The sequence below is a fragment of the uncultured Veillonella sp. genome (assembly GCF_934230905.1).
Classification (GTDB): Bacteria; Bacillota; Negativicutes; order Veillonellales; family Veillonellaceae; genus Veillonella.
In genome coordinates this window covers 1-22284 of sequence record NZ_CAKQFJ010000030.1, presented here as the reverse complement: position 1 = coordinate 22284, position 22284 = coordinate 1, and the positions used below count along the sequence as shown (strand labels likewise).

Below are 22284 nucleotides of genomic sequence, written 5' to 3'. Positions count from 1 at the left end.
TATATTCCTCAAATGATATATGCAATTATCGTTCCTCTAGTAATGGGGATTGGCATAATGCATACAATGCCTATTATAGGAGTCATCCTAATAGGTACAGTACCATTAATTCCATTGTTTATGATTTTAATTGGTAAACAAGCGGAAAAAATGAATCAAGAACAGTGGGAGCGAATGAGTCTGTTATCAGGTCATTTTTTAGATGTATTACGCGGTATTACTACATTAAAGGTGTTTGGTCGTGCAAAGGAACAAATACAAGTCATCAGTCGACTCTCTAATGAATTTAAAGACTCTACCTTACGCGTATTGCGAGTGGCTTTTCTATCTGCCCTCGTCTTGGAATTAGTTAGCACAATAAGCACCGCTATCATTGCTGTGTATTTAGGTCTTACACTATTAGATGGTGGTTTGGATTTCCTTTCAGCCTTCTTTATGTTATTGTTGGCTCCAGAATTCTATACACCTTTTAGACAATTAGGGGCTGCCTTTCACACAGGCATGTCTGGTAAAACTGCACTCGCTAAATTTGATGCTTTTATGAATATATCTACTGCATTACCTCGAGGTGGCAACTGTCGTATTCAAGGTATAATTGAATCTATACGCCTAGATAATTTAAATTATACCTATCCAGAAACAAGCAATGGGATAAAGCATATTACATTACAGGTATATCGCAATAAGCCTATTATGCTTGTTGGTGAAAGTGGGGCCGGTAAATCGACAATTGCACGAATATTAGGTGCCTTTTTAGCGGCCCCTCCAAATAGTGTATATGTTAATGATATAGATCTATCAACCTGTTCTATGGATTGGTGGCGTACACAGGTTACGTATGTGTCTCAAAAACCTCATGTCATGCATGGTACGCTACGAGATAATATTGCCTTTGGACAAGATGTAAGTGATGACGAGCTTTTAGAAGCAGCCAAACTAGCGGAGCTACATGATGTAATTTGTGAAAAGGGCTTGAATTTTGTCGTTGGTGAAGGAGGCATGGGACTTAGTGGTGGCGAATTACAACGTATTGCCTTGGCACGTGCTTTTTTACATCGTGGACAAGTTCTTATTTTAGACGAAGTTACATCTCATTTAGATGTGAATACAGAAGCTCAAATCAGTCGCGCATTACAGCGCTTGATGAAGGATAAAATTGTTATTCTTGTGGGACACCGTATTCAAACGATGCAGTGGGCTTCTCAGTTATATGTGTTGCGTCAAGGTGAAATAATTGAGCAGGGAACCTATGAATCCTTGTTGGCACAGAATGGTTATTTTAAGGCGCTAGTAGATGCTGGAACGGGTTCGTTTGTAATGAGTGATGAGGATGTGTCATATGTTTCTAAGCTTGAAGTTCCATTGCCACAACAACAAGAGGCATTAAGTAATAGTAAAGTCCCGTATGAAGCCGATAAAACTAAGTATAGTGATATTGAAGGTTGGAAATTGTTATTTTCCGTATTAAAACCTGCTCGTTGGTCCTTAGTACTTGCCTTAGTTTTCACTTCTCTGACCGTATTCATGAATGTGGGGCTTTTGAGCGTATCCTCTTGGTTACTGGCATCGGCTGCATTACAACCTGGTATCACTTACTTGAGTCTCGCTATCGTAGGTGTGCGCTTCTTTGGTATTAGTCGTGCTGTATGTCGTTATTTTGAGCGGTACACATCTCATAAAATGGCATTTCAAGGTTTGTATGGGTTGCGTGTATGGTTTTATACCTATTTAGAACCATTGGCACCAGCCATATTTAAACGATGGGGTGCTGGTGATATGCTCAACCGTATTATGGCGGATATTGAAGTACTACAATTCTTTTATTTACGCACCTTAATCCCTCCTGTAGCAGCTATCGCATTAACTATATTGGTATCCTTTGGCGTCGGTACTATAGATACGAATTTATCAACTCTTGTGTGGTGTGCTGCATTGATGACAGGTGTTGTATTACCGTATGGCATATATCGTTATCATCGTACATCTTTAAATATGATTAGTCGGGTACAAGGTCATTTCAAATCAACATTGACTGATACATTGGAAAGTTTAGAAGACATCATTAGTTATCATAATGAAAATCTAGTTATGGAACGTATGAAGCAATCTATAGATGATGTAGAGTATCATAAGGGTCGTATTTCTAAAGGTATGAATTTAGGAAATACGATGTTTATCGCTATTGTACAGATTGTAGTTGTGTTAGCGGCCCTATTAACAAGTAATGTATTAACTGGTCCTTGGGCAAGTGTTATGGTCGTAGTATGTGCCATTGGTATTCAAGCTTGGTTTGAAGCGCTGCAGCCTATGATTGTATCCGTTCATCATGGTTATGAAAGTTTAGTAGCGGTTCGTCGATTGTTACAAATTAAGCATGCACCTCTGCCAATCAAGGATACAGGCTGTGTAGATTTAGATTCTGTGGATACGATATCATTGAAACATGTTAATTTTGGGTATGATCACTCATCACTTATCTATAAAGATTTAACATTAGATATACCAAAAGGACAGGCTGTTGCTATTGTTGGTGCTAGTGGATCTGGTAAAACTACATTGTTTTCTTTGTTAGAAAGGCTATATGATTATTCTGGTCATATTTCGGTAGGTTACAATGATTTAAAGACGGTTACGATTGATTCTTGGCGAAACTTAATGGGATCTATCACACAAGATACGTATATTTTCCATGCTACATTGGAGGATAATGTTCGAATTGCTAAGCCCCATGCAAGTGCGGATGAGGTACAGCGTGCCGTAGAACAAGCTGTTTTATCTGATGTAGTTATGCGATTGCCAAAGGGCTTACGAACGATTGTAGGTAGTGGAGGAGTAGGTCTGAGTGGAGGCGAACGTCAACGTGTTGCTTTAGCTAGACTATTTTTAAGAAATCCTGAGCTAATTCTTCTTGATGAACCTTTGGAGGGGTTAGACCAAGTAACAAGACAAAAACTGCATAATGATATTTTAGCTTTCACAAAAGAAAAAACTGTTTTATATATTACACATCAGTTAGAAGGATTAGAGCTGATGGATCGTATTCTTTTTATGGAAAAAGGTCGTATTGTAGAAGATGGAACCTTTAGCGAATTAATTGCTAAGAAAGGGCGGTTCTATGCATATTGTCGACTTACGATGGCCAGTGTATAAGTGGTAGCTGATGGAAAGGCCTTAGTGAATCTCTTTATATACCTCGATAAAACAGGTAAATTATGGTATAATTTTAATGTTTGAGGTATATAAATCTTGTGTAGTGTGCATATATTGGAGCGACTATGACAAAAATCTTCACCAAGTTACGATCTTTGGTGGATGACGCATTAAATGAACGTTCTCCTATTATTGAACAGGATACGACACTTATGGCTGCACCTGTGGAGCGAGAATTATTTGATCATAGAATTCTTTACATTGAAGAAGATATGGTCAATCGGATGCTTCGTGCTGCGTTTCGAAATCATTGGTTAATCTATTCTGTAACTTTTGAATTTGAGCCAAATAATCAAGTATTTCTCTCCATTATTACTAAATGGGGGAATGTGATTAATGTGGAATTTACCATCGAAGATGTGTGGTTCGATGACTATTCATCTTCCTTTGCTGTTAAGTTAGATACAGCTAATATAGATACAGGCGGGTTTATTTTAAACTCTATTCTCCACCTCTTAGGCAATTGGTTCCTTAGCCTATTTGGCATATTTTTTAATCCTATTGCTATTAGTCGTTTAGGTTCTACAGTGCGATTTGAAAAAAAGGGGATTATTCAATTTGATTTAGTTCCTAATTCTAGAATTAAAAAATTTATTCCTTTACCAGAACGACATGTAGGGAGTACGGGGCCTGTTTTACTGGGAAATCCAAGAACAGGACAATCTGTATTGCAATTAGATTACTATGCATTTCATGATCCTGTAAATACGTTTACAGTTCCTGATGTGCCCACAAGAACTAGTTGGCTTCGATCAATTGATATTGCAGCTGTATTATTATTGCCAATCGGTGTATGGATTACATTTGTAATTCTTCATCATTATTTGCCAACGGAAACGTTAGAGTTTTCATTCTCTACCTATTTCTTAATTTCTTTAGGAATTTTTATTATATCGTTCTTAGTAATGAATATTCCAAGATATGTATATATGTACGTAGACTCTAGAAAACAATGGCAAAGCGCATTTGTACATAATAATATTAAAATTCAATTGCGTAAATTACATCGTCGAATTTTCATGCAACAAGCTTCTTTGAGTACTGATTGTGATGAATGTATTGCTTCTCAAAGCCAAGAGCGCATCAAGCAACTATTATTACAGATTCGTGATAAGCGATTTCTTGCTAATCGATTGAAAATAGCAGATGATGATCGTGCTAGAAAACAAAAGGTTAAATTTATTATTGCTTATATTGGATGTACATTGATAGAATTGATGCTATTGATGAATTAACTACATAATAAAAAGCTGAGTCTTAAGACTCAGCTTTTTTAGTTTTATTATCGTTTTTTACGTCGTTTTCGTACTTTTTTTCGAACTTCTTGTTCTTCTTGTGTGGGCGGTTCTGTAGTTGGCTGTGAGTGTATTGGTACTTGACTCATAAATGGAGGATAGCCATATTTATTTGGTTCCGGTTGCCCAGGTAATACCCAAAAAAGAAAACCTATAATCAACACAAATAAATTTAATAAGTAATTTAAAGGGGTTACAGCTGAATAGGTATTTATAAAAATAATGATAGCAGCCCATAAAATGCCAGCCCATCCATTGAACCCAATATCGTGTATTCGTCTCGTGAATAATGCACAGGCTAATGGGAATAATAGAGCTTGTAATGCACCAACAAAAATACGTGTAGCCCAATATGCTGGCAATGTAACGATGTAGTCGATTAATCGATCTTCAATGATACCTACTGCATAGAAGAGTATCATTAAGACTATGAAAAGAATGATAAATTGTAGTCTGTTAAAGCGTCCTGAAAGATTGAATATGGTATAGCCCATTCGTCGTCCCTGATATGCTATACCAAAGCCTACTAAGCAGATTAGTACAGTTCGTAGAACTGGATATAATAAATCCATGAAATCCCCTTTATAAAAATAAACATAACGTATATTTTCTATGTGTTTAAGTATATCATGAACAGGCTATTTGGACAATTTAAATGGATTATTTGGATAAATTAGTTAATTCTGGTAATACAAGTTCAAAAGCGATACCATGTTTCATGGATTTTACATTGTCTACAGTGGCTTGGATTGATTTTGTTGTAAATTTCATCGCCAGTTGAGCTGCTTCGTGTGCTGTAAATCCACGCATGATAGCTCCTGATAAAACAGATGTAAAGATATCGCCCGTTCCAGTTGCTTTTACAGGAATATGAGGAACTGAGTATGTTGTTACCATATCAGTATCTCCTTCATATACGGCAATCGTTGCATCTGTATTGGAAGGTACACTAGTCATAATAACCAGTTCAGGCCCTAATTGATGCAGTTTTTTACACATATCATGTAATTCATCATTTGAAATTGGATTCGTAGAGAATGGTTTCTCTAATAAGAAACAGGCTTCTGTATAATTAGGTTTAACTATATGAGCTCTAGAAATAAGATGACGCATAGCTTTTACCATATCTGGTGTATATATAGAGTAGAGATGTCCATCATCTGCCATAGCAGGATCTACAATTACCATTTTATCTTTTCCAAAGCGATTAATTGCTTCCTCTACAAGATGAATTTGTTCAGGAGAGGCTAAGAAACCACTCACAATAGCATTAAAATCAATTTCGTTTTTTTCCCAGCAATCCATAAAGTCTATTAGATGATCTGATAAATCAACTATCTCAAAGTAGGGGTACTCTAAATGGTTGCTCAATACGGCTGTCGCTAATGGCACTGCCTGACACCCAAGGGCACTGATGATAGGTAGCATAACAGTTAGAGAGCAACGTCCGATGGAACTCATGTCTTGTATAGTAAGTATTCTTGGTATTGTTGTCATAGTGACCTCCTCAATATAGTATGCTTGTATTGTACTGTATTCGTTAAAACATGTAAAATGAGTGGAATAATAGAAAGGACCGGTAATGCATGATATAATATGAAAGAAAGATGAGTATTTAATGGAATGAATTTAAAAGAAATAAATAAAAATTAAAATATTTATTACAATAATAAATATATGACTTTAATTTTTTAGGTAAAATATAGTATAATAAAATAGAAATTTTATTGTATGGAGGAGAATAGAATGGCAAGGTATGTTTTACGGCGCATAGGTAGCGCACTTGTTATACTGTGGGTAATTATTAGTATTACCTTCGTTTTAATGCATGCTATACCTGGTGGACCTTTCACAAGTGAGAAAAAATTACCACCTCAAGTTAAAGCAAGTATAGAAGCAAAATATCATTTAGATGATCCCTTATGGAAGCAATATGCTGATTATATAGGTGGTGTTGTTACAGGGGATTTAGGGCCATCTTATAAATATGAAGGTCGATCTGTTAATGATATCATAGGGGAATCATTTCCTGTATCTGCTCAATTAGGTTTGTTAGCTCTTTGTGTTGCTATTGTTGGCGGTATTGCCGCTGGTGCTATTAGTGCTATGCGTCCTAATGGCATAGTAGATTATGCTATTACGTTTATTTCTACATTAGGTATTTCTGTTCCTACATTTATTATTGGTGCAGTATTAGTATATGTAGTGGGATTTGAATTGGGTTGGTTACCCGTGGCAATGTGGCGTGGTCCATCGTATATGATTTTACCAGTACTTACATTGGCCGCACAGCCTATGGCTTTTATTGCACGATTGACTCGTAGTGGCTTGCTTGATGTGTATCAACAGGAATATATTCGTACAGCTCGAGCAAAAGGGCTCGGTGCATGGAATATTTTAATTCGTCATGCTTTAGGCAATGCCATTTTACCTGTTATTACCTACATTGGGCCACTGGCAGCTAGTTTATTAACTGGTAGTTTTGTTGTAGAAACGATTTTTGCCATTCCTGGTTTAGGTCAATATTTTGTAACATCCATTTATAATCGTGATTATACGGTTATTCTTGGTGTTACCGTATTTTATAGTACATTGATTGTAGTCTTGAATATAATTGTTGATATGATTTATCCAATCATTGACCCTCGGGTAACAACAGAAAAGGAGCGTGCGTAATGGATAGAAATGATTTTTTACCTATTGAACGCGATACGAATATTCAAGAATCATCATTTATAGTGCGTCCTAACTGGTGGCAACGATTTAAGGTGAATCGTTTGGCTGTAGTAGGTGCAGGCATTATAGCTGTGATGATTGTATTGGCAATCTTTGGTCCTATGATTTCACCTTATACCTATGCAGATCAATCTCTGGTTGATGCTAATCAAAGCCCTAGTTTATCACACTGGTTTGGTACAGATACATTAGGTCGTGATATTTATACTCGTGTTATGTATGGTGCACGTATTTCTTTAACTATCGGTATCGTGGCTGCTTTATTAAATCTTGTAATAGGTGTTATTTACGGTGGCATTGCAGGTTATTTTGGTGGTAAAACAGATAGAATTATGATGGCTATCGTTGATGTATTATATGGTATTCCATTATTGTTATACGTTATTTTATTAATGGTTGTAATTGGGCCAGGTCTTACCTCAATATTTATTGCATTGGGAATTGCATATTGGCTTAACATGGCGCGTATAGTACGTAGTCAAATTGTGAAAGTTCGGGAAGAGGAATTTATTATTGCTGCTGAAACAATGGGGATTCCCAAATGGCGTATTCTTTGGCGTCACATTTTACCAAACTGTGTAGGACCTATTATTATTACATTGACTTTAGCGATTCCAGACGCTATTTTCACGGAAGCCTTTTTAAGTTTTATTGGGCTTGGAGTAAATGCACCGATGGCTAGTTGGGGCGTTTTGGCATCTGATGGGATTAGTAGTATGAGATCGTATCCATTCCAATTAATATTTCCTGCATTGGCCATTAGTATTACTATGCTTGGTTTTGTATTCTTAGGGGATGGATTGCGTAATGTATTTGATCCAAAGGAAGGGGATAGATGATGAATGATATATTAGTAGATGTACGAAATCTATCCATTACCATCGAGACATTTAGAGGACCGCTGCGCATTATTCGCAATCAGGATATTCTGCTTAGAAAAGGTGAAATTTTAGGCGTTGTTGGAGAATCCGGATGTGGTAAATCAGTTATGGTTAATTCTTTGCTAGGTTTATTACCTGAAGGTCGTACTAAAATCAAATCAGAACAATTTGAAATTGATGGTGAAGATTGTCGGGAATATGTGGAAGAGGATTGGAACGAATTGCGTGGGACAACCGTGGCTATGGTATTTCAGGATCCTATGACCGCATTGAATCCGATATTGACAATTGGAGAACAAATTTATGAAGTGATTCATCGAAGTAATGCCTATGGTGATGACTATGATGAGAAGGCTATAGCGCTTGATTTGTTGAAAAAAATGGGACTATCTACACCTGAAAAACGATTGACACAATATCCACATGAGTTGAGTGGGGGGATGCGTCAACGGATATGTATTGCCATGGCTGTAGCGGGCCGTCCTAAAATCTTAATTTGTGATGAACCGACAACTGCATTGGACTCCACAACAGAGGCACAAATTTTACGACTTATGCAAACATTAGCTGTTGAAGCCGGAATAGGTATTATCTTTATTTCTCATAACTTGCGTGTTATAGCACAATTGTGTGATCGAGTGATGGTTATGTATGCTGGTAAGTGTGTTGAGTCTGCTTCGGTAGAGGATTTATTTAATGATCCTCGTCACCCTTATACAATTGGTCTGTTAATGTCATTGCCACAAGGTAAATGGCATGGAGAATTAAAGGCTATCGAAGGACAGCCGCCTGATTTATATGAATTACCTCGAGGGTGTTCTTTTAATCCTCGTTGTAAATGGGCCATGCGCATATGTGGATCACGTATACCAATGGTATCAAATGTCGGTAATAATCATGAATATACATGTTGGTTAGCAAAGTTGGAGGGACTTTAATGGGATATATTTGGGAAACAGACAATCTCGTTAAAAATTTTACCCTTTCTGGCGGATTGTTTAGACCAAAACAAACAGTACATGCATTACAAGGTGTTAGTCTTTATCAAGACGAAGGCGAAACATTAGGTATTGTTGGTGAGTCAGGCTGTGGTAAATCTACATTTGGGTATACCTTGATGGGCGTACATCAAGCCACATCAGGGTCTATTTATATGGATGGTCATGAAGTAAATCCATATATTCATAAAGATAGTACACGGGATATGATGCAAATGGTATTTCAAAATCCTTATGCATCACTTAATCCAAGATTGAAGATTAATACTATTTTAGAAGAACCTTTAGAGTTAAATCCTAATTATACACCTCGAGATCGTGTAATTCGTGTTAAAGAGGTATTGGAACAAGTTGGGTTAGATATGGCTTTTGGTGAGCGATATGCTCATGAGTTATCTGGTGGTCAACGGCAGAGAATTGGCATTGCACGAGCCCTTATAATGGAGCCTAAGTGTATTATTCTTGACGAACCTATTTCTGCACTAGATGTGTCTATTCAGGTTCAGATTATGACCTTATTAGAGCGTTTGCAGGCTTTACACGGTATTTCATATCTCTTTATTTCACATGACTTACCTATGGTTCGTTACATTAGTCATCGTATGGTAGTCATGTATTTAGGGGCTGTTATGGAAGAGGGGCCTGCTCTTGATATTTATGAGTTCCCTCAACATCCATATTCAAAGGCTCTTACGAAAATGGTTGGCGAAGTGCTTCCACGTGCTCCAATTGGAGCTCCATTGCGAGGAGAACCGGCGAGTCCATTACATCCTCCTAAGGGGTGTTTGTTTAGTGATCGTTGTCCAGATGTTGAACGTAGATGTCTAGAAGAACGACCACCACTTCGTGAATGGGCGGATAGAAAAATTGCATGTTGGCATATTTAATGGGGTAAATAATGGAACAGTTGATCGTAGGGAAATCCTTAGAGATACAGCTGGCAGCTTTACTAGATAAGCTGCCTTCAGATGCCACTGTATCCTATATGGTAACGCGTCTGAATGAAGGGGAGGAGGCTACCATCGTAGCTTCTTCTAAGGAAACGATTGTCCATACTGGTGCTAGTATGGTAAAAACGCTGATTTTGGAATATGTATTTCATTTAGCATCACAAGAACAACTCAATCTTAACGATACGATTGCATTAAGTCGGAGTCCACGTGTTGAAGGGGCAGGTGCCTTAATGGAATTGGTTGGCAATCATAGTTTTAGCTATTTGGAACTTTGTCGATTAATGATGGTGCTCAGTGATAATTGGGCTACTAACTTATTACTCCAAGCATTGGGCATGGAAAATGTTAATGCTAGAGCTGAACAGTTGGGACTTGAGCACTTTGAAATCAATCGTATGATGATGGATGTTAAAGCGGTAAAAGAAAATCGGGAGAATTATATTACCGCCATAGATATAGTTAAATTATTACATCATATTTATGAATTACGGCACACTCTATATGGACATGAGATGTGGAATATTCTTGGACGTCAACAGTTTAGGGATATATTGCCATTTCATTGGGGTGAAGATGTTGTATTTCATCATAAAACAGGTTCATTAGATTGTGTTGAACATGATGCGGGGATTTTAGAAACGATGAATGGAGATTTTTGCTTTGTCTTGTTGATGAGTCATTTATGTAATGATAAAGCAAAACAATTAGGAGCTCAAATGGGGCTTATTATGAAAAAATTTGTAGAGGATGCATTACCATGATGGATAAACGTAAATTGCTTAAGCTCGTGGTACTAGCTTTTGGAGTAAGTATACTGTTACTTGTTTTTGGGTATACTAATGGTCCTAAAATCGTTGATGAGCATACGATACGATATGTATTGGAACAAGAACCATCAACATTAGATCCTGCTAAGTCTAGTACATCACCTGAGGCAAACGTACAATTACAATTGTTTGATGGCTTGGTTCGTTTAGATGATAAAGGTGAACCAGAGGCTGCATTAGCTAAACGTTGGACAGTGTCAAATGATGGCACTACTTATACATTTCATTTGCGACCTGATTTAAAATGGTCCAATGGGGAACCATTAACGGCTCATGATTTTGAGTATGCCTGGAAACGTATACTGGATCCAAGTACAGGGTCAGATAGTGCTTATATGTTATATGTACTTAAAAATGGTGAAGCGTTTAATAACGGCAAGGCAGATAGAGATGATGTAGGCGTAGAAGCAGTTGATGATGAAACATTGGTTGTTACTTTAGAACATCCAACGGCGTATTTCTTAAAGTTATTGGCTTCTCATGGTTATTATCCAGTTAATAAAAATGCTGTAGAGAAAAATGAAAACTGGGGAAATAACGCAGAAACGATTGTTTCTAATGGACCATATAAATTATTAAGTTGGCAACATAATGGAGAACTTAATTTTGTCAAAAATGAAAACTATTGGGATGCTGATGAGGTAGTTACTAAAACGATGAATTGGCCAATTAGTGAATCTCAAAGTACTCGTCTTACTCTTGTTGAAGGTGGAGAGGCGGATATGATGGTAGAACCTCCAGTGGCTGATCAACAACGGTTAGAAGAAGCAGGTTTATTACATATAGGTCCTATGTTGGGTAATTATTATTACCTCTTTAATGTGAAAGCAGAACCTTTTACTAATCCTGATGTGCGTAAGGCCTTTTCTATGGTTATCAATCGTAAGGAGATTGTGAAAAATATTGTTAAAGGCGGTAAGGAAGAAGCATATGCTTTTGTTCCTTATGGTATGCTTGAAAGCAATGGAACGGATGATTTCCGTGAAACAGGAAGTTACCTTGTATATGAAGATGTTGAACAAGCTAAGGAATTGATAAAAGAGGCTGGCTATGATGAAAACCATCCATTGCCACCGATTACGATTTTGTATAATACGAGTGAAATGCATAAAGCGATTGCAGAAGCAATTCAAGCAACGTGGCATAAAGCATTTGGAGCCGATGTACGATTACAAAATCAAGAAACTAAAGTGTTCTTAGCCAATCGCGAAGCTGGTAAATATCAAGTCGCTCGTGCATCCTGGGTTGCTGATTATGGAGATCCACAAAATTTCTTAGAAGTATTTTCTGCTGAAGATAATGACAGCCAGTATCATAATGAAGAGTATAATGAGCTTATTGCGCGTATTCGTAGCACTCCTGATAGTGCAGAACGTGATGCGTTAATGCATAAAGCAGAGCGCATGATTTTTGATGAGTCTTTAGTTATGCCATTGTACTTTACAACACAGCCATATGTGTCTAATGGAACTATTCAAAACTATTTCTGGACTGTACTTGGTCAAGTAGACTTTAAAAAAGCATACAAATAAGATACACTAAAGACGTACCATTGGTACGTCTTTTTTGTGTATTACGGTTTATGTATGGTTGTTTACAGTTATCATAAGTAAATGACATTCTAAACAATGCTATATATGTGAGGAATTATGGAGTGGAAATATCCAACGTGTTTAAAAAAAGGTATGACTATTGGGTGTATAGCACCTGCGAGTAGTAGTGATGAGTCTTTAGATGCGATACAACAGATGTGTGAAGAACATGGTTATCAACTTATATTTGGTGAATCTTGTTATCGCACCGGTTTGTATGGTGGCAGTCCTGAGGAGCAGGCACAAGAGTTTGAGTGGATGATGACTACAGCCCCATGTGATGCTGTTTTAGCGTTGCGTGGTGGGTATGGTACAATGCGCTATATTGATCGCATTGACTACACTGCTATACGTGAATATGGGAAGCCATTCATTGGTTATAGTGATTGTACAGCTTTACATATGGCTATCAATCGTTATAGTCGCCTCGTAACTTACCACGGTCCGATGGGGGTAGATTTTACTAGAGCGCGTCATGAAGATATTCATCATTTATTTGAAACCGTAGAAGGGCGACTACGCGTTATTGAACCTTTACCAGAGCCTCCGCGAGGTGCAATTGGTACAGAATTAGGGGACGGCATATTGCGTGGTGGCAATATGACAATGCTCTCCATGCTTTGTGGAACACCTTATTTTTTAGAGGATGATAGTATAGAGGATACGATTTTATTTGTAGAAGATGTAGGTGAAGCACCGTACAAACTAGATCGTATGCTACAACAATGGAGATTATCCGGTTTGTTAAGTCGGATAAAGGGTATGATGATTGGAACCTTTACCGATTGTGAAGGTGATGAGGATGAATCCGATTACGATTTGGGTTATGAAGCTCTTCGTTATATGGAAGAGAATCGGGAAACTCAGTTATCTGATCCATTCGTATGCTATGTGCCAACAGGGCATGGTACACCGCATCAGACATTGCCATTAGGTGGGCGTGTTCATTTTCGATATATTTCTAATACAATCGTACTATCACCTTATACAAAACAACGTACATTATAAGGCGACATGAGGATGGATATATGAATTTAAAGAACCGAGAAATTCAAGCGTGTACTATAATTGATGGTATACAAGATGAGTTAAAATCGATTTCGTTATTTTTACATAACAACCCTGAATTAGGTCAACATGAGGTACGTGCTGTACAAACCATTAGCCGTTATATGGAACAACATGGCTTTGATACGACTGTAGGGCTAACGAAATGCTCTGAATTGCGTACGGCTATGCGAAGTGATATAGGCTTAGAACGTTTGCATAAAATGGCTTTTTTAGGCGAATATGATGCACTGCCTGAATTAGGTCATGGGTGTGGACATAACTTAATCGCCATTATGAGCATGGGCGCTGCTATAGCGTTTAGTCAAACCTCTCGCGATACATGGGGGACTACCTTTTTTGGATGCCCTGCCGAGGAGACCATTGGCGGCAAGGTGTTTATGGCTAATGAAGGACTTTTTAAAGGTTATGATGGGGCATTAATCATTCATCCTGGTGGTGAAAATGAGGTAGGAGGGACTTCGTTGGCAACACATCCTTTAGAGGTAACCTTTCATGGCCGGTCATGTCATATTGCATCTTTAACTGATTCTGGAATTAATGCTTTGGACTGTGCTGTTGATTTGTATCAATCTATTAAATTGATGAAACAAGATGTCTTCCCTAAAGGGGCCATCGTAGGTGCCATATTTACTCAGGCTGGTACTGCACCCAATGTAGTAACCGATAAGGCTACATTGCGAATGACGGTACGTGGTGCTACTGTATCTGATTTAGAAGATATTATTTTGCCAGCTATTAAAGCAGAGGCTAATCGTATTGCTACAAGTTATGGCGCAACTGTAGATATGCATCATTATGAACCTTTATTTAAGGATATGAGGCAAGATGAATGTTTATTATCTTTGTTTAATGAGGTGATGATTGAGTTTGGTGAAAGCCCACGGAAATTACCACCAGATGAGGCCGATGGCAGTACGGATGTAGGCAATGTATCTTATGAAGTGCCTACAGCGCAGCCTACTTTGAATATAGGAAATCAGTTAGAAGCACATACACCTGAGTTCGCTTGTGCTGCAGGTTCTCCTTATGGATTGGAACAAGCTATTAAAGGTGCCAAGATTATGGCTATTGTTGCCTTGCGTTATGCGGAATCATTAGAAGTGTAATTTTTGACATATCTAGTGTAATCAAGGTACAATAAATATATTAATTAGTGTGAACTAAGCCGTCTTATTTAGACGGCTTTTATTCCGATGGAGATAGATAATGAGTGTATTAACAGTATCCCATGTGACTCATGGTTTTGGGGCACGACAAATATTAGATGATGCATCGTTTCGACTGTTGAAGGGGGAACATGTAGGTTTAATAGGTGCTAATGGAGAAGGTAAATCTACCTTCTTAAACATCATTACCGGCAAACTACCACCAGATGAAGGCAAAATAGAGTGGTCTAATCAAGTAACAGTAGGCTACTTGGACCAGCATGCAGTACTCGAAAAGGGCATGACAATTCGCGATGTATTACAACGTGCCTTTGATGATTTGTATGTTATGGAGTCAAAGATCAATGATGCATACAATAAAATGGGTGATGTATCAGAAGATGAAATGAACCGTCTCTTAGAACAAGTCGGTGAATGGCAAGAAATCTTAGAACAACGTGGGTTCTATGAGATTGATGCGGTCATTGAACGAACTGCACAAGGTTTAGGGCTTATGGATATTGGTTTAGAGCGTGATGTATCTGAGCTAAGTGGCGGTCAACGTACGAAGGTTTTGTTGACGAAACTATTATTAGAAAAGCCAACCATATTGTTGTTAGACGAACCAACAAACTATTTAGATGTAGAACATATTCATTGGTTGCAAAACTATTTGCAAAATTACGAGAATGCATTCATTCTAATCTCTCATGATATGGAATTTTTAAACTCCGTAGTCAATGTCATCTATCACATTGAGCAAGCTGTTCTTACACGATATACTGGGGATTACCATCAATTTCAAGCCGCTTATGAAGTTCAAAAGGCACAAGCGCGTAAGGCTTATGAACGACAACAACAAGAAATTGAGCGTATGGAGGATTTCATTCAACGTAATAAGGCTCGTGTGGCTACGCGCGGTATGGCAAATTCCCGTGCTAAACGGTTAGAAAAAATGGAAATTCTTGAAAAACCGAAGGAATATATCAAACCATCCTTTGGCTTTAAAGAAGGTCGTACACCTAGTCGTTTTATTGTTGAAGCCTTTGGCCTTGAGATTGGTTATGACGAACCGCTCACAAGACCTGTAGACTTTCAAATCGAACGAAATAAAAAAATTGCTATTCGCGGTGTCAATGGCTTAGGTAAGACCACATTATTAAAGACTATTTTAGGACTGTTAAAACCTGTCAGTGGCGAATTGGTGAAGGGTGATTTCCTCGAAGTAGGTTATTTTGCTCAAGAGGATGCACCATCTAATTCAGAAACTGCGTTAGACTATATTTGGAATGAATATCCGGCTATGACGAATGCCGAAGTTCGTGCAGCACTAGCGCGATGCGGATTGACGAACGAACACATTACATCTCAAATGCGTGTCCTATCCGGTGGAGAAAATGCAAAGGTGCGACTCTGCAAATTGATGCAGAAGAAATATAATGTTCTTGTTCTTGATGAACCGACAAATCATTTGGATATCTATGCTAAGGAAGAATTGGCGCGAGCATTGCGTGAATTTAAGGGAACCATTGTTCTCGTTAGTCATGAACCAGAATTCTATGAAGGTTGGGTCACCGATATTTGGAATATAGAGGATTGGACAACGAAAATCGTTTAGGAGGGCCTATGAATCAACTTGCAAAAGAAGGTATAGAACAGTTTTTACGTGCTCTATCCGTTGATACAAAGGCGCCGGAGTTAGAAAAAACACCGACCCGTGTAACAGAATTGTATGAAGAGCTGTTTTCTGGTGTCGGTAAGGAAACAAAGGGACTATGGGGTGAACTGTTTTCTACGGATTACAATGGTTTGGTAGCCGTTACAGACATTCCGTTTTATTCAATGTGTGAACATCATTTATTGCCATTTTTTGGCACTGTAGATGTTATATATCAACCACATAGTGGTTGTGTAGCTGGCTTAAGTAAGTTTTATGATGTAATTACGGTGTTAAGTAGAAAGCCACAATTACAAGAACGCTTGACTCGAGAAATTGCTGATGCTATAGAGCTTGATTTGTCGGCAGAAGGTGTTTTTGTACGTCTTAAAGCAACACAATTATGTATGTTAATGAAGGGGACTTTGCAACAAGGCTCTCAAGTTGTTACTATAGAGAGTAGAGGCCTATTGAAAAAGTCCGGCCCTTTGCGAGAAGAAGCATTGGCTATGTTAGGAGGCACAAATGTATAAACGTAGACAATATACTTGGAGTGATGGAAAATCATTACGCTTATTTGACCATACATTAATTATGGGAATCTTAAATGGTACGCCAGATTCCTTTTCTGATGGTGGATTACATAATACACCAGAAGCAGCAGCTCAATGGACACAACAAATGATTCGAGATGGTGCTGATGTTATCGATTTAGGTGTTGAATCTACACGCCCTGGTTGTACAGCTTTAAGTGCGGATGAAGAAATTGAACGCCTTAATGTCTTGCTTGATCCAGTGTTAGAGGCTTCCACTGTTCCAGTTTCCATTGATACATATCATGCGAAAACAGCAGATTATGCATTCTCTAAAGGAGCACATATTTTGAATGATATATGGGGATTGCATTATGATCCTGATATGGCGGCTGTAGCAGCAAAATATCGTGTGCCTGTTATCATTATGCATAATAGCAATGATACAAATTATGATGATATTATTGAAGATATGAAAGCCTATTTTTTCTCAGCTGTTGATAAAGCGTTAAAAGAAGGCGTGCAACTACAAAATATTTGGCTTGATCCAGGTATTGGATTTGGTAAAACAGAGGAACAAAATATTGAGGTATTACAACGATTGGGTGAAATTACAGCTTATGAATATCCTGTATTATTGGCACCTAGTCGGAAACGTTTTATAGGCTCTATGCTCGGTGGGCTACCTCCAGAAGAACGCGATGAAGGTACGGTAGCTGCTTGTATTACAGGAGTTTTCCAAGGTATTGACATGGTTCGAGTACATAATGTATTGATGCATAAACGAGCTCTAGCTGTAGCAGATGGATTGTTGCGAGGCGAATAAGGAGTTTGCTATGGATAAGATCATATTAAAAAATATGGCTTTTTATGGGTATCATGGTAATTTAGAGTCTGAAAAAGTACAAGGACAACGATTCTATGTAGATGTTGAAATTAAAACCGATTTAACTAAGCCAGGTCAAACAGATGCGTTAGAGGATTCTATTAATTACGTTGAGGTGTATGATATGGTAGCTTCAATTATGACAGGTGAAAGTTGTAATCTGTTAGAACACATTGGAGCATTAATTGCAGATACATTGTATCAACACTTTCAAGGTATTATCGGTCTAAGTGTAACTGTAAGAAAACCATCTGTACCGATAGCAGGTGTATTAGATTATGTAGAAATTGTAACGACTCGAGGGCAAATTTAATGTATACATACTATATTAGTGTAGGTTCTAATATAGGAAATCGCCGTCAATTTATTGAGCGTGCCTATGCTGCACTTTCTATACATCATGAAGTGCATAGTATTGCTAGTTCATCTATTATAGAGACTGAGCCATGGGGATATACAGACCAAAATGGCTTTTTAAATGCTGTTTGGTATGTAAACTGTACGTTAGAGCCACATGAGTTACTCGATGTATTACAGTCATTAGAATGTGTGGCACAACGAAAACGGGAGATTCATTGGGGACCAAGAACATTGGACTTGGATATCATATACGCCGTAGTGGATTCTGGTATATGTGTGTATATTAATGATGAACGATTAGTGATTCCTCATCCTTATTTTTGGGATAGGCTATTTGTTTTAGAGCCCTTGATGGAGCTAGATAAAGAGTTTACGTATAATGGGGAATCCATATGTGATAGGATTCAAACACTAAAGACATAATATGAGATGTGTATTCATAAGGGGTTAAAATGAATGCAAAACGACTGGGCTTTATCATTGTTGCCATTCTTTTAATGGTATTGTCTTACTGGGCGATGTCGATGGTTAATGATGATGTTAAGTCTGTAAAAGTTGATCCAGAACAACATACATTGATGGTTACATCGAATGATGCTATTATATCGAAACGCTTACTAGCAATGAAGCAAATCGGTGATGATGTATATTTTTTAGGTTATGAAGGTTATGGTATTTATAATGTGAGGGATAATACGATTCGCCTTAATACCATTCAATTTAAAGGAACTCATGTTGAGCCGGGGCAATTAAAAAACTATCATAAAGGTGTGCATCGTGTAGAAAATGTAGCTAGTTTTAATGATTTTTCTCCTGAGGAGAGAGATAATTTTATTGATATGCTCAATGCTACGGATAAGGGGGCTCATTATATAGAGCCTTATTATCAATCCGGTTATGAGTCATCACTCATTGATTTAGATACAACGTTTTTTATCACGAATAATGTAAAGTCTCTTAAACAAAAGGATACCAAATTATATATATTGGATGGTTCAGGTTTTATCATTATTGATCGGTCAAAACAAGAAATTCAGGGGTATTTTAATACACGTATTTTGGGAGAAGGACCGAAAGGGGTTCCAGATAGCTTGAAAGGCTATTATGGCTCTCAATTTATACGAATCTATGCATTAAGTAAAATAGATTCAGAAGATTTGACTATTTTATGGAATATGCGGAAACAATATGTTGAGAAAAATAAAATTGATGTACAAGGTCAGAATTTATTTCCTTTAGAATTATCTGACGTACATCAATAGGAGGTACATATGCTTTGGTCTATTATTGTAGGTGGTTTTATTGGTTTCGTAGCAGGACGTATTACTAAGAAATCGAAAAGCATGGGAATTATTCTTCGTGTTGTAGCAGGTTTAGTAGGGGCCTTTGTCGGTCAAGCTTTACTTGGTACATGGGGACCGAGTCTTGCGGGCATGGCTTTAATTCCATCCATTGCCGGCGCAGTTATCGTTATTGCCGTAGTGAGTTTCTTTTCGAAAAGGGACTAACAATATATCAAAAAAAGGACTATTATAGTAAGTGGCTATAATAGTCCTTTCAATTATTTATAAACCAATGATAATAAGGAGGCTCTTATGAAATTACGTAAAGTAGGTATTATCGGAACTGGACATGTAGGTTCTCATGTAGCTTTTTCGCTAGCTTTGCAAGGTGAAGTTGATGAACTATATATGATGGATATTGATGAGAAAAAGGCTAAAGCACAAGCTATGGATGTTAATGATGCAGTTAGTTATATCCCTCATCGTGTAATAGCTACATCTGGGCCTATTGAAAAATGTGGAGATTGTGATATCCTCGTTTTCAGTGCAGGACCTTTACCAGATTTATATCAAGATCGTCTCGAAAGTTTAGGGGATACTATAGCAGTGTTAAAAGATGTAATCCCTAGAATTAAAGAGTCTGGTTTTAATGGCTTTATTATTTCTATATCCAATCCTGCCGATGTAGTAGCTACGTATTTATGTAAACATTTAAATTGGAATCCAAAGCACATTATTTCATCAGGTACAGCGCTAGATTCTGCAAGATTACAAAAAGAGCTAGCCAATATATTTAATATTAGCAATCGAACCATTACTGCTTATTGCATGGGTGAACATGGCGCAAGTGCTATGGTGCCATGGTCACATGTATATGTACAAGGTAAGCCTTTAGTAGAATTGCAAAAAGAATTACCTAATAGATTTCCAGAATTAGATCATAAACAAGTTTTAGATGATGTTAAAATTGGTGGCTATCATGTGTTGGCAGGAAAAGGCTCTACGGAATTTGGTATAGCAAGTGCTACTACGGAATTAATCCGTTCTGTATTCCATGATGAGAAGAAGGTATTACCATGCTCCTGTTATTTAGATGGTCAATATGGGGAAACTGGCGTGTTTGCATCCACACCTGCTGTCATTGGTAAGGATGGCATAGAAGATGTTCTTGAATTACAAATGACAGAGGATGAATTGGCTTTGTTTAAAAAATCCTGTGGAGTTATTCGAGAATATGCGAATAAAGCGGAAACCATGTAATTTAAATAGATTGTTTTTGGAATAAGTTTGTTAGTATAAATTTTTTTATTAACTATAAATTTATTGGGGTTCTGTGGTATAATTTGTTATTATGTATATAGTTGATAACGTTATTGGGGGCTCTGCATGAAACAATCTGAACATCGTGAAAAAACGATAAAGCGTAGACGTGTGCAACGAAATCGACGCTCTGAAGATCGTAAGATTGTCTTTCTGTGGGTGAAACGTATTGTCGTAGCTGTAATGGTTATGCTTTTACTTGGACAAGCCTATCGATTAGTAGCTATATACCAAGAAAAACAACATATTGAGCAACAATTGCAAGAATTGCAACAGAGAAATGATGAATTAGAACAAGAAAAAGCAAAGCTACAAGATCCTAAGAATATTGAGAGTGTAGCACGTGAGCAATTAGGCCTTGTAAAACCAGGTGAGGTTCCATACGTAAAATAATCTTGTCATCATTACAAGTATAGTTTAAGTTTATAGTTTGAGGTTTTATTAGGAGGTTGCATGGCAATCGAAGTTGGTAGCGTTTTAGACGGTACAGTTTCCGGTATTACAAAGTTTGGTGCTTTTATTGATTTAGGTGATAAACAGACTGGTTTAGTTCACATTTCTGAAGTAGCTCATGGCTATGTAGAAGATATTAATGATGTACTAAAGGTACAAGATGCAGTGAAGGTAAAGGTTTTATCTGTAGATGGTAGTAAAATTGGTCTTTCCATTCGTCAGACTCAAGAACAACCACAGGTAGAGGAACGTCGTCATGAACGTAGAGTACAAAGTCGACAAAGTGCAGAGTCATTTGAGGCGAAAATGAAATCATTTTTGCGTGATAGCAATGAGCGATTACATGATTTAAAACGTAATACAGAAGGTAAACGTGGTGGCCGTGGCGGTCGTCGTGATTAAAAAGAAAGAGATGGTTTCGGCCATCTCTTTGTGCGTATAATTCAAAATTGTAATTATTGTAATATAGGGACAATAAGGAGGGGAGATTATGAAAGCTGCTATTATTGATGTAGGGTCTAATTCTATTCGATTATTATTAGGCACTTATTCACATGGTCAATGGTATAATGAACCGAAACGGTTATGGACTACGCGATTAGGCAAACGAAATGAAGATGGTTCATTAACAGCAGAATCTATGGAGGCATCATATAAAGCGTTTTCAGAAATAAAGGCTATTGCTAAAGATTATGGTGTAGAGCATTGTTTTGCATTTGCTACGAGTGCTGTTCGGGAATCATCAAATGGTCTTGAATTTATGGAACAAGCTACGACATATTGTTCTATGACTTATCGTATTTTAAGTGGAGATGAAGAAGCGGCCTATGGGTTTAAAGGCGCTTTGCAAGATCGGTTAGATGATGGATTACATTATGCAACTATTGATATTGGCGGTGGTAGCACTGAATTGGCGGTGGGGTCTAAAGATAGCATTTATTGGAGTCGGTCTTATCCAGTTGGTGCAGTACGTTTTAAAACGCTTTCTGATGAAGGTCCGCAACGGATATGGGAAGAAACACAATTTTTATGGGACCCTATGATGATAGAAGGCCCTTTTGGTGATTTTATTGGTATTGGTGGA

The 22284-nt window shown here is 37.6% G+C and carries 23 protein-coding genes; 21 read left to right on the top strand and 2 right to left on the bottom strand.

All coding sequences use genetic code 11. The features are described from left to right. Both cydD and Q0E20_RS08125 read left to right on the top strand, forming a co-directional pair. The coding region (gene cydD, locus Q0E20_RS08130) for a thiol reductant ABC exporter subunit CydD (RefSeq protein WP_295998785.1) at nt 1–3150 on the top strand (3150 nt) is incomplete at its 5' end. Between the two features lie 125 nt (nt 3151–3275). Further along, nucleotides 3276–4445, top strand: coding sequence for a hypothetical protein (locus tag Q0E20_RS08125; RefSeq protein ID WP_295998783.1), 1170 nt, complete (start codon nt 3276–3278; stop codon nt 4443–4445). A gap of 47 nt (nt 4446–4492) precedes the next feature. On the opposite strand, the gene Q0E20_RS08120 is transcribed toward Q0E20_RS08125, so the two are convergent. Together Q0E20_RS08120 and Q0E20_RS08115 are read right to left on the bottom strand one after the other, a co-directional pair. Beyond that, nucleotides 4493–5077: a DUF805 domain-containing protein gene (locus Q0E20_RS08120; protein WP_295998780.1), complete on the bottom strand. Its 585-nt coding sequence runs from the start codon at nt 5075–5077 to the stop codon at nt 4493–4495. Between the two features lie 88 nt (nt 5078–5165). Further along, entirely contained in the window at nt 5166–6002 is an 837-nt protein-coding gene (locus tag Q0E20_RS08115) for a pyridoxamine kinase (RefSeq protein ID WP_295998778.1), read from the bottom strand. A 249-nt stretch (nt 6003–6251) separates the two neighbouring features. Between Q0E20_RS08115 and Q0E20_RS08110 the strand changes: the two genes are divergently transcribed. From Q0E20_RS08110 to Q0E20_RS08020, 19 genes are all read left to right on the top strand, one after another. Next, complete coding sequence (locus Q0E20_RS08110) at nt 6252–7181, top strand: ABC transporter permease (RefSeq protein WP_295998774.1); 930 nt, start codon at nt 6252–6254, stop codon at nt 7179–7181. After that, the gene (locus tag Q0E20_RS08105) at nt 7181–8080 is read left to right on the top strand and encodes an ABC transporter permease (RefSeq protein WP_295998771.1); all 900 of its coding nucleotides are present in this window, start codon (nt 7181–7183) and stop codon (nt 8078–8080) included. The genes Q0E20_RS08110 and Q0E20_RS08105 overlap by 1 nt, the downstream gene beginning before the upstream one ends. Further along, nucleotides 8077–9060, top strand: coding sequence for an ABC transporter ATP-binding protein (locus Q0E20_RS08100; RefSeq protein WP_295998768.1), 984 nt, complete (start codon nt 8077–8079; stop codon nt 9058–9060). Before Q0E20_RS08105 ends, Q0E20_RS08100 begins: the two co-directional genes overlap by 4 nt. After that, entirely contained in the window at nt 9060–10007 is a 948-nt protein-coding gene (locus tag Q0E20_RS08095) for an oligopeptide/dipeptide ABC transporter ATP-binding protein (protein ID WP_295998764.1), read from the top strand. Before Q0E20_RS08100 ends, Q0E20_RS08095 begins: the two co-directional genes overlap by 1 nt. Nucleotides 10008–10018: 11 nt before the next feature. Further along, a complete protein-coding gene (locus tag Q0E20_RS08090) occupies nt 10019–10834 on the top strand; it encodes a serine hydrolase (RefSeq protein ID WP_295998762.1) in 816 nt (271 codons plus the stop codon). Beyond that, the gene (locus Q0E20_RS08085; RefSeq protein WP_295998760.1) at nt 10831–12432 is read left to right on the top strand and encodes a peptide ABC transporter substrate-binding protein; all 1602 of its coding nucleotides are present in this window, start codon (nt 10831–10833) and stop codon (nt 12430–12432) included. Before Q0E20_RS08090 ends, Q0E20_RS08085 begins: the two co-directional genes overlap by 4 nt. Before the next feature lie 117 nt (nt 12433–12549). Continuing rightward, nucleotides 12550–13500 carry an LD-carboxypeptidase gene (locus Q0E20_RS08080; protein ID WP_295998758.1) on the top strand — a complete coding sequence of 317 codons (951 nt, stop codon included), beginning with the start codon at nt 12550–12552 and terminating at the stop codon, nt 13498–13500. A 20-nt stretch (nt 13501–13520) separates the two neighbouring features. Beyond that, nucleotides 13521–14669: an amidohydrolase gene (locus tag Q0E20_RS08075; protein WP_295998755.1), complete on the top strand. Its 1149-nt coding sequence runs from the start codon at nt 13521–13523 to the stop codon at nt 14667–14669. 100 nt (nt 14670–14769) lie between these two features. Further along, entirely contained in the window at nt 14770–16326 is a 1557-nt protein-coding gene (locus Q0E20_RS08070; RefSeq protein WP_227041439.1) for an ABC-F family ATP-binding cassette domain-containing protein, read from the top strand. Between the two features lie 8 nt (nt 16327–16334). Next, nucleotides 16335–16898, top strand: coding sequence for a GTP cyclohydrolase I (gene folE / locus Q0E20_RS08065; protein WP_295998749.1), 564 nt, complete (start codon nt 16335–16337; stop codon nt 16896–16898). Further along, nucleotides 16891–17724: a dihydropteroate synthase gene (folP, locus tag Q0E20_RS08060; RefSeq protein WP_295998746.1), complete on the top strand. Its 834-nt coding sequence runs from the start codon at nt 16891–16893 to the stop codon at nt 17722–17724. Before folE ends, folP begins: the two co-directional genes overlap by 8 nt. Nucleotides 17725–17734: 10 nt before the next feature. Continuing rightward, nucleotides 17735–18097 (top strand): dihydroneopterin aldolase, encoded by a 363-nt coding sequence (folB, locus tag Q0E20_RS08055; protein WP_295998744.1) that lies wholly within the window; start codon nt 17735–17737, stop codon nt 18095–18097. Next, nucleotides 18097–18567: a 2-amino-4-hydroxy-6-hydroxymethyldihydropteridine diphosphokinase gene (gene folK, locus Q0E20_RS08050; protein WP_295998741.1), complete on the top strand. Its 471-nt coding sequence runs from the start codon at nt 18097–18099 to the stop codon at nt 18565–18567. The genes folB and folK overlap by 1 nt, the downstream gene beginning before the upstream one ends. A gap of 29 nt (nt 18568–18596) precedes the next feature. After that, entirely contained in the window at nt 18597–19406 is an 810-nt protein-coding gene (locus tag Q0E20_RS08045) for a hypothetical protein (RefSeq protein WP_295998738.1), read from the top strand. Nucleotides 19407–19415: 9 nt separating this feature from the next. Continuing rightward, nucleotides 19416–19652: a GlsB/YeaQ/YmgE family stress response membrane protein gene (locus tag Q0E20_RS08040; RefSeq protein WP_295998736.1), complete on the top strand. Its 237-nt coding sequence runs from the start codon at nt 19416–19418 to the stop codon at nt 19650–19652. 87 nt (nt 19653–19739) lie between these two features. Then, a complete protein-coding gene (locus Q0E20_RS08035) occupies nt 19740–20687 on the top strand; it encodes an L-lactate dehydrogenase (protein WP_295998733.1) in 948 nt (315 codons plus the stop codon). Between the two features lie 126 nt (nt 20688–20813). Beyond that, nucleotides 20814–21140 carry a septum formation initiator family protein gene (locus Q0E20_RS08030; RefSeq protein WP_295998730.1) on the top strand — a complete coding sequence of 109 codons (327 nt, stop codon included), beginning with the start codon at nt 20814–20816 and terminating at the stop codon, nt 21138–21140. Between the two features lie 60 nt (nt 21141–21200). Further along, nucleotides 21201–21602, top strand: a complete 402-nt coding sequence (locus Q0E20_RS08025) for a S1 domain-containing RNA-binding protein (protein ID WP_295998727.1) — start codon at nt 21201–21203, stop codon at nt 21600–21602. A gap of 88 nt (nt 21603–21690) precedes the next feature. After that, on the top strand, nt 21691–22284 hold a 594-nt coding region (locus tag Q0E20_RS08020; protein ID WP_295998725.1), incomplete at its 3' end, for a phosphatase.

What these genes read in the sequence shown, in the direction of transcription:
- Q0E20_RS08125 (WP_295998783.1), top strand. Translation starts at nt 3,276, where the DNA reads ATGACAAAAATCTTCACCAAGTTACGATCTTTGGTGGATGACGCATTA.
- Q0E20_RS08080 (WP_295998758.1), top strand. Translation starts at nt 12,550, where the DNA reads ATGGAGTGGAAATATCCAACGTGTTTAAAAAAAGGTATGACTATTGGG.
- Q0E20_RS08025 (WP_295998727.1), top strand. Translation starts at nt 21,201, where the DNA reads ATGGCAATCGAAGTTGGTAGCGTTTTAGACGGTACAGTTTCCGGTATT.
- Q0E20_RS08075 (WP_295998755.1), top strand. Translation starts at nt 13,521, where the DNA reads ATGAATTTAAAGAACCGAGAAATTCAAGCGTGTACTATAATTGATGGT.
- Q0E20_RS08070 (WP_227041439.1), top strand. Translation starts at nt 14,770, where the DNA reads ATGAGTGTATTAACAGTATCCCATGTGACTCATGGTTTTGGGGCACGA.
- Q0E20_RS08035 (WP_295998733.1), top strand. Translation starts at nt 19,740, where the DNA reads ATGAAATTACGTAAAGTAGGTATTATCGGAACTGGACATGTAGGTTCT.
- folB (WP_295998744.1), top strand. Translation starts at nt 17,735, where the DNA reads ATGGATAAGATCATATTAAAAAATATGGCTTTTTATGGGTATCATGGT.
- folK (WP_295998741.1), top strand. Translation starts at nt 18,097, where the DNA reads ATGTATACATACTATATTAGTGTAGGTTCTAATATAGGAAATCGCCGT.
- Q0E20_RS08115 (WP_295998778.1), bottom strand. Translation starts at nt 6,002, where the DNA reads ATGACAACAATACCAAGAATACTTACTATACAAGACATGAGTTCCATC.
- Q0E20_RS08105 (WP_295998771.1), top strand. Translation starts at nt 7,181, where the DNA reads ATGGATAGAAATGATTTTTTACCTATTGAACGCGATACGAATATTCAA.
- Q0E20_RS08090 (WP_295998762.1), top strand. Translation starts at nt 10,019, where the DNA reads ATGGAACAGTTGATCGTAGGGAAATCCTTAGAGATACAGCTGGCAGCT.
- Q0E20_RS08100 (WP_295998768.1), top strand. Translation starts at nt 8,077, where the DNA reads ATGATGAATGATATATTAGTAGATGTACGAAATCTATCCATTACCATC.
- Q0E20_RS08110 (WP_295998774.1), top strand. Translation starts at nt 6,252, where the DNA reads ATGGCAAGGTATGTTTTACGGCGCATAGGTAGCGCACTTGTTATACTG.
- Q0E20_RS08085 (WP_295998760.1), top strand. Translation starts at nt 10,831, where the DNA reads ATGATGGATAAACGTAAATTGCTTAAGCTCGTGGTACTAGCTTTTGGA.
- Q0E20_RS08030 (WP_295998730.1), top strand. Translation starts at nt 20,814, where the DNA reads ATGAAACAATCTGAACATCGTGAAAAAACGATAAAGCGTAGACGTGTG.
- Q0E20_RS08095 (WP_295998764.1), top strand. Translation starts at nt 9,060, where the DNA reads ATGGGATATATTTGGGAAACAGACAATCTCGTTAAAAATTTTACCCTT.
- Q0E20_RS08040 (WP_295998736.1), top strand. Translation starts at nt 19,416, where the DNA reads ATGCTTTGGTCTATTATTGTAGGTGGTTTTATTGGTTTCGTAGCAGGA.
- folP (WP_295998746.1), top strand. Translation starts at nt 16,891, where the DNA reads ATGTATAAACGTAGACAATATACTTGGAGTGATGGAAAATCATTACGC.
- Q0E20_RS08045 (WP_295998738.1), top strand. Translation starts at nt 18,597, where the DNA reads ATGAATGCAAAACGACTGGGCTTTATCATTGTTGCCATTCTTTTAATG.
- Q0E20_RS08120 (WP_295998780.1), bottom strand. Translation starts at nt 5,077, where the DNA reads ATGGATTTATTATATCCAGTTCTACGAACTGTACTAATCTGCTTAGTA.
- folE (WP_295998749.1), top strand. Translation starts at nt 16,335, where the DNA reads ATGAATCAACTTGCAAAAGAAGGTATAGAACAGTTTTTACGTGCTCTA.